At 73.2% G+C, this 5,220-nt stretch carries 6 protein-coding genes; 4 read left to right on the top strand and 2 right to left on the bottom strand.

Translation table 11 applies throughout. The annotated features are described in order from the left end of the window. A partial coding sequence (locus ACWDS7_RS46265) for a hypothetical protein (RefSeq protein WP_451934481.1) occupies positions 1-269 on the bottom strand: 269 nt, incomplete at its 3' end. Next, positions 238-990: an SDR family NAD(P)-dependent oxidoreductase gene (locus ACWDS7_RS46270; protein WP_451934482.1), complete on the bottom strand. Its 753-nt coding sequence runs from the start codon at positions 988-990 to the stop codon at positions 238-240. The genes ACWDS7_RS46265 and ACWDS7_RS46270, both read right to left, overlap by 32 nt. Positions 991-1,167: 177 nt before the next feature. On the opposite strand from ACWDS7_RS46270, the gene ACWDS7_RS46275 reads away from it, so the two are divergent. The 4 genes from ACWDS7_RS46275 to ACWDS7_RS46290 all read left to right on the top strand — a co-directional run. Next, positions 1,168-2,346 carry a PQQ-dependent sugar dehydrogenase gene (locus tag ACWDS7_RS46275; RefSeq protein ID WP_451934483.1) on the top strand — a complete coding sequence of 393 codons (1,179 nt, stop codon included), beginning with the start codon at positions 1,168-1,170 and terminating at the stop codon, positions 2,344-2,346. A 249-nt stretch (positions 2,347-2,595) separates the two neighbouring features. After that, on the top strand, positions 2,596-3,015 hold the full coding sequence (locus ACWDS7_RS46280; protein WP_451934484.1) for a hypothetical protein: 420 nt from the start codon (positions 2,596-2,598) through the stop codon (positions 3,013-3,015). A gap of 46 nt (positions 3,016-3,061) precedes the next feature. Further along, complete coding sequence (locus tag ACWDS7_RS46285; RefSeq protein WP_451934485.1) at positions 3,062-4,768, top strand: DUF4012 domain-containing protein; 1,707 nt, start codon at positions 3,062-3,064, stop codon at positions 4,766-4,768. A gap of 159 nt (positions 4,769-4,927) precedes the next feature. Then, positions 4,928-5,220: arsenate-mycothiol transferase ArsC (locus ACWDS7_RS46290; RefSeq protein ID WP_451934486.1), on the top strand; the 293-nt coding region annotated here is incomplete at its 3' end.

Genomic DNA, 5,220 nt, shown 5'->3' on the forward strand with positions numbered 1-5,220 from the left:
TTGACGAGCCCGACCGCCGCGGTGTACCGGGCGGCGACCAGATCGACCACATCGACCAGGGAGTCGACGAGTTGCCGGTCTGACGGCCAGGGCGCCCACCCGCGGCCGGTGAGGGGGCGGACGCCCAGGGACAAGGTCGCGCCGATCAGCGGGGCGAAGGAGTGGACGTCTAGGCCGGCCGGGATCTCCCGGGCACGGCGCCGTCGTCTCCGGCCGTCCTCCGGCGGGGTGCCCGCCCTACCGGCGGCCGAGGCGGCGGGAGATCTCACCCGCGAGGTTCTTGGGGACCAGCCGGCCGACCCCGACGATGACCTTGTAGCGGAGGTCCGGGACGCTCACCCGCCTGCCGAGGGCCACGTCGCGCATGGCCTCCCGCACCACCTTGTCCGCCGACAGCCACAGGAAGCCGGGGATCCCGGAGACGTCCATCGCGGCGCGGTCGTGGAACTCGGTCCGGACGAACCCCGGGCACAGGGCCATCACCCGCACGCGGCTGCCGGTCAGCTCGGCGGCGGTGGACTCGCTGAAGTTGACGACCCACGCCTTGGAGGCGCTGTAGGTGCCGCGGGCGAAGAACGCCGCCACCGACGCCACGTTGATCACTGCCCCCCGGTCGCGCTCCCGCATCCCCGGCAGCGCGGCCAGCGTCAGCCGCAGCACCGCCTCGCAGTGCACCTTCAGCATCCGCAGCTCGTCGGCGACCGGGACGTCGAAGAAGTTGCCGGGATGGCCGAAACCGGCGTTGTTGACCAGCAGGTCGACCCCCTCGCGCAGCCGTCCCTCGACCGCCGTCAGACCCTCCTCGGTGGCCAGGTCGGCCGGGAGCACCTCGGCCTTCACCCCGTAGCGCAGGCGCAGTCCCTCGGCGGAGGCGGCCAGGCGGTCGGCGTCGCGGGCGACCAGGACGAGGGAGAAACCGTCGGCGGCCAGGCGGCGGGCGAACGCGGCGCCGATGCCGGCGGTCGCGCCTGTGATCATTGCGGTGGGCATGCGTGCAGTCTAGAGACCGCGCGGCCCGGCCCGGTGGTTCCCCCGGCCCTCCCGCCCCGCGACGCTCCCGCCCCGCGAGGGCGACGCGCCCGGCGAGGGCGACAACCGCGGTGGAGCCGTGTCACAGGACATCATGAGGTACGTCGCCGATCGATGAATCGATGAAGGGTGAGAACCGTGCCGATCTCCTATCGTGGCGGGGTTGGGCTGGCCGTGCTCGGCGCGGTCCTGATGGCCTGCTCCACGGGCGACCCCGTCGCCTCCGCCGCGCCGTCCGTCTCCACTCCCGCGGCCCCGCCGACCGGGACCGCCCCGGAGAGCGCCGAGGCCGTCCCGCGTGTCCGGTTCACCGAGATCGCCCAGCTGCAGATGCCGGTGGCGATGGCCCTGCGCAAGGGCGACCGGACGCTCTACGTCGCCGAGCAGACGGGACGGCTGCGCGCGATAGCCGACGGCAAGGTCGTGCCGGATCCCGTCGTGGACCTCTCGTCGGAGGTCAGCCGGGGCAACGAGCAGGGGCTGCTCGGGGTGGCCTTCCATCCCCGCGGTGACTTCCTCTACCTGAACTGGACCGACCGCGAGGGGCACACCCACATCACGGAGTGGGCCTTCACCGGCGGGAAGGCCACCGGCCGCCGGGACGTGCTCGTCCAGCGGCAGCCGTACCCCAACCACAACGGCGGCCAGCTCGCCTTCGGACCCGACGAGCTTCTCTACATCGCGCTCGGCGACGGCGGCAGCGGGGGAGACCCGCAGGGCAACGGGCAGAACCTGGGCACCTGGCTGGGGAAGATCCTCAGGATCGACCCGCGCGGCACCCCGTACAAGGTCCCCCGGGACAATCCGTTCGTCGGCAGGGCGGGTGCGAAACCCGAGATATGGGCCTACGGCCTGCGCAACCCGTGGCGGTTCTCCTTCGACCGGAAGACCGGCGACATGTGGATCGGCGACGTCGGGCAGAACGCCTGGGAGGAGGTCGACTTCCAGCCCGAGGGGAAGGGCGGCCTGAACTACGGCTGGAACCTCAGGGAGGGCAGCCACCCCTTCAAGGACGGGCCCCGGCCGGGCAGGCTGGTCGACCCCGTGATCGAGTACGCCACGGGGCGCGAGGGCACCTGCTCGGTCATCGCCGGCTACGTCTACCGGGGCAGGAGGATCCCGGGCCTGCGGGGCCGGTTCCTCTACGGCGACTTCTGCGCGGGCTGGGTCAAGGCGGCCCGCGCCGACCGGCCCCGCCGGGCCCAGGAGGTGGGCAGGGTCGAGCAGCTGTCGTCCTTCGGCCAGGACCACGACGGCGAACTGTACGCGCTCAGCCTGTCCGGCCCCGTTTACCGGCTTGAGGCCGATGAGCGCTGAGTCCGGCCGGGGCGCATGCCTGGAAATTTACGGCAATTCGGATTATCGGGTGACAATATTGCCGGATGGCCACCGGCCGGCGGTATCGAGCGTCAATGGACGGAGAACAGTCAGCGATCGTTCGGTAAGGGCGGTGAGCTGAACAGGGCGCCTCATGCCGAGGTGGATATAACGGGTTCCGTGGACATGTCGCTCGTATTCCGAGCGGCATTCTCCACGGCCTGAATCATCGCCACGGGGGAGTCTGGAATGGCCAGAGAACGGATGATGTCTATTCTTCTAGCGGCGGCGATCGGGGGTGGATTCGCGCTCGCAACCGCCACGACGGCAACCGCCGAGACCGAACTGCCGACGGCGCTCGCCGTTGTCTCGGGGCCTTATCCGCCGGGACCCGTCAACAACAATAACAACAACAACGGTGCAGACCCGTCGGACCCGTCGGATCCGTGGGATCCCAACTTCGACTGCGACGACGACGGCGGCTGCTGCGACAGCAGCTGCTGTGGTGGTGGCGGCTGCCGGGGGCCTGTGGAGAAGACGGGCCCGGAGCTGCCGTTCACAGGAGCCCCCGTGGCGGCCGTCGCCACGCTGGGCGGTGGCCTGCTGGCCGCGGGGACCGCCACCACCGCGATCGCCGCACGGCGCCGCCGATCCACCAGTGCCCTCTAGAGGACGGCGCCGAGTCGTCATAACCGGCCTGCTGGCCCCCGTCGCCGTGGTAGCACTGGCGGGGGGCTGGTCGGCCCATCTCGGCCTGAGCGTGCGAGACCATCTGGAGGCCGCCAGGAGCGCGCTGCTCCAGCTGCGCGCGGTGACGAGCACCCGCGACCCCGCCCTGATGGGCCGGGCGCTCGCCGACGCCCAGCGGCACGCGGCCGAGGCGCGGCGGCTCACCGCCGGCGCCTACTGGACGATGATGACCCATGCCCCGCTGGTGGGGGCCGGCGCGACAACCGTGCGCGGGCTGGCCGAGACCGCCGCGGAGCTGACCGATGTGCTGACCGCCGTCCAGCGGGCCGCCGCGGCGTTCGTCACGGTCAAGGCGCACTCCCCGGACAGCACGCCGGAGCTGCTGGCCGAGCTCGGCGCGGCCGCGCCGGTGCTGGACGAGGCGGCCGGCCGGCTCGCCCGGGCAGGCTCCCGCCTGGCGGCCACCCCGGCCGAGACCGGCGTCGACCTGCTGGACCAGGCGCGCGACACCGCGCTGCACGAGGTCGACCGGCTGCGGGGCTGGCTCGCCGGCGCCGCGACCGCCGGCGCCCTGCTCCCTCCGATGCTGGGCCGCGACGGCCCGCGCCACTACTTCCTGGCCTTCCAGACCAACGCCGAATCGCGGGGGACCGGGGGCCTGGTCGGCGCGTTCGGCATCCTGCGGGCCGACCACGGGAAGATCGGCATCAAGCGGCTGTCGGCCAACAGCGGCCTCGCGCCGAGCCCCGCCCCCGTCGCCGACCACGGCCCGGACTTCCTGGCCCGCTACGGGCCGAGCGCGGTCACGCTGCTGTCCAACTCCAACCTCTCCCCGCACTTCCCGTACGCCGCGGCCACCTGGACCGGGCTGTGGGAGCACAACACCGGCCGGCGGCTGGACGGCGCTCTGGCCACCGACCCGGTCGGCCTGTCCTACCTGCTGCAGGTGATCGGCCCGATCACCCTTCCCAGCGGGGAGACGGTGACCGCCGAGAACGTCGTCGACCTCACCGAACGCACCGCCTACGCCCGCTACACCGACCCCGTGGCGCGCAAGCGCTTCCTCATCAGGGTCGCCGGCGCGGTCAGCGAGGCGCTGCCGGAGTCCTTCGCGGAGCCCTCGAAACTGCTGCCCGTCCTGCTCCGCATGGTCGACGAGCGCAGGATCCAGGTCTGGAGCCGGCGGCCGGCCGAGCAGTCGCGCCTGGCGGCGACCGCCGTCGGCGGAGTGCTGCCGCGGCGGCCGGGGCCGTTCGCGGGGCTGGTGGTCAACAACTCGGCCGGCGGCAAACTCGACTACTACCTGGAACGCTCCCTCGACTACGAGCTGGACCAGTGCTGGGGCGGCCTGCGCTCGGCGACGGTGCGGGTCCGGCTCACCAACGACGTGCCGCGGGGGAGCCTGCCCGGCTACGTCACCAGCCGGCTCGACTCCCCCGAACGCCCCCACGCGCCCGGCTCCAACCTGCTGTGGGTGTCGCTGTACGCCGGGGTCGGCGCGGAGCTGCGGGCGGCCCGGCTCGACGGCGACCGGATCCCGGTCATCGAGGAGGACGAACGGTCCCACCCCGTCTACTCCACCCTGCTGGAGTTCGCCCCCCGGCAGTCGCGGACGCTGGAGTTCGACCTGATGGAGTCATCCTCCGGCGCACCGCCGCTGGTCCCGGTGCAGCCGCTGGTCCGTCCCCAGCGCACCAGGGTCGTCGCGGACACCCGGGGCTGCACCCCCTGACGGCGGTGCGGCCCCGCTGCGAAGGACCCCCGCCGCGGGGCCGCCCCGCCGCCGGGAGGTGGCAAGCCGCGGGGCCGTCCCGCCGCCGGGAGGCAGCAAAGGGTAAACAGCGGCGTGCCGTGAGCGGGCGCCCGGCGGGCGCGATCTACCGTCACCCTCATGCAGGGTTCACCGGACAGCGCCGAGACCGTCGATCCCGCGCCGCCCGGACCCGACGGCTCCGGCCGCCGGGATCCGGAGGCCCTCCCCGTGCCGGCTGAGGACGCCGGGTTCCGCATCCTGTACGTCTGCACGGGCAACATCTGCCGCTCTCCACTGGCCGAACGGCTGACCCGGGCGGCCCTCGGCCCGTGCCCGGCGCTCCAGGTGGTCAGCGCGGGCACCCACGCCGAGCCGGGCAGGCAGATGGCCGAGCGCGCGCAGCGCGTGCTGGTCCGGCTGGGCGGCGACCC

Source organism: Streptosporangium sp. NPDC003464 (assembly GCF_053588315.1).

What these genes read in the sequence shown, in the direction of transcription:
- ACWDS7_RS46270 (WP_451934482.1), bottom strand. Translation starts at nt 990, where the DNA reads ATGCCCACCGCAATGATCACAGGCGCGACCGCCGGCATCGGCGCCGCG.
- ACWDS7_RS46280 (WP_451934484.1), top strand. Translation starts at nt 2,596, where the DNA reads ATGGCCAGAGAACGGATGATGTCTATTCTTCTAGCGGCGGCGATCGGG.